The 1,728-nt window shown below is 68.5% G+C and carries 1 protein-coding gene; it reads left to right on the top strand.

Annotation, left to right across the window (positions count from 1 at the left end; genetic code table 11):
* Window positions 1–13 precede the first annotated feature (13 nt).
* Window positions 14–1,717, top strand: coding sequence for a sensor histidine kinase (locus ACWEKR_RS35535; protein ID WP_452358237.1), 1,704 nt, complete (start codon window positions 14–16; stop codon window positions 1,715–1,717).
* Window positions 1,718–1,728 lie beyond the last annotated feature (11 nt).

Here is a 1,728-nt window from a genome sequence, read left to right as displayed (position 1 = left end):
CGGCACGTATTCGGTGCGGGATACGCTTTCGCAGTTGCGGCTGCGGGAGCTGCTCGGTGAGGTCAAGGACCGGATCGAGCAGATCATCGATGCCCGCGACCGGATGGACGGCTTGATCGAGGCCATGCTCACCGTCACCTCCGGCCTCGACCTGGACCGCACCCTGCGCACCATCGTGCACACCGCGATCTCCCTGGTCGAGGCCCGCTACGGCGCCCTCGGCGTCCGCGGCCACGACCAGCAGCTCACCCAGTTCATCTACGAGGGCATCGACGAACCCACCCGCGAGCGGATCGGCGACCTACCCCAAGGCCACGGCGTGCTCGGCCTGCTGTTCAGCCAGCCCAAACCCATCCGCCTGGACAACCTCGCCGATCACCCCTGCTCGGTCGGATTCCCCGCCCATCACCCACCGATGCGCACCTTTCTCGGCGTGCCCGTCCGGATCCGGGACGAGGTCTTCGGCAACCTGTATCTCACCGAGAAAGCAGGCGGGCAACCGTTCACCGAGGACGACGAAGTCATCGTCCGCGCCCTGGCCGCCGCCGCGGGCATCGCGATCGACAACGCACACCTCTACGCATCCGCCCGCACCCGCCAAACCTGGATCGAAGCCACCCGCGACATCACCACCGAATTCCTCGCAGGCACCCCCTCCGACCGCGTCCTGAACCACCTGGTCGAAGCCACCCAACGGCTCACCGGCTCCGAGCGGACCTTCCTGGCCGTCGTCCCGGACCCCGACAGCGAAGCAGACGACACCACCGAACTGCTCGTCACCCACAGCACCGGCACAGGCATCGCGGAATGCCAACGGCCTGCGAAACTGCCCTCCCGCGACACCACCATCGCCACTGCCCTTCAGGCACACGCCCCCCAGCGGGTGGACGACGCGCGCCGCGCCGATCTCGGCAAGATCTTCCCCGATGCCGGGCCCGCCCTCGTGCTGCCCATGCAGACCTCCGACTCGACGGTGGGCGTACTGGTGGCGTTACGCCCGGCCGATTCCGCACCCTACGACGAGGAGATCCTCGCATTGACCGCCGCCTTCACCGACCAGGCGGCGCTGGCTATGCAACTGGCCGACGCGCAACAACGCGTGCGCGAACTCGACATCCTCTCCGACCGCGACCGCATCGCCCGCGACCTGCACGACCACGTCATCCAACGCCTGTTCGCCGTCGGACTCAGCCTGCAAGGCGCCATACCCCGCACCCGCGTCCCCGAAGTGCGTGAACGCGTCAACGAAGCGATCAACGACCTGCAAGACGTCGTCCAGGAGATCCGCACCTCCATCTTCGACCTGCACGGCGGCGACGCCCACAGCACCCGAGTACGCCAGCGCATCGAAGAAGCCATCCGCCAACAAGCCGCCCCCAGCGACATCCGCACCTCCGTGCGCATCAGCGGACCGCTGTCGGTGATCGATCCCGAACTGGCCGACCACGCCGAAGCCGTCGTCCGCGAAGCCGTCAGCAACGCCGTACGCCACTCCGGCGCCGACGCCGTCTCGATCGAGATCACGGTCGCCGACGACCTCACCATCCTCGTCGAAGACGACGGATGCGGCATGCCCACCGACCTCACCCCCAGCGGTCTGGCCAACCTCGCCCGCCGAGCCGAACAGGCCGCGGGCACCTTCACCATCACCGCCGCTACCGGGCCGGACGGCAGCCCCGCCGGCACCCGGCTGCACTGGCAAGTACCGCTGCGCTGACCTCGAAGGCG

It is taken from the genome of Nocardia sp. NPDC004573 (assembly GCF_053602135.1).
The sequence above is the reverse complement of the archived record's forward strand: the minus strand, read 5'-3'. Positions and strand labels throughout refer to the sequence as shown.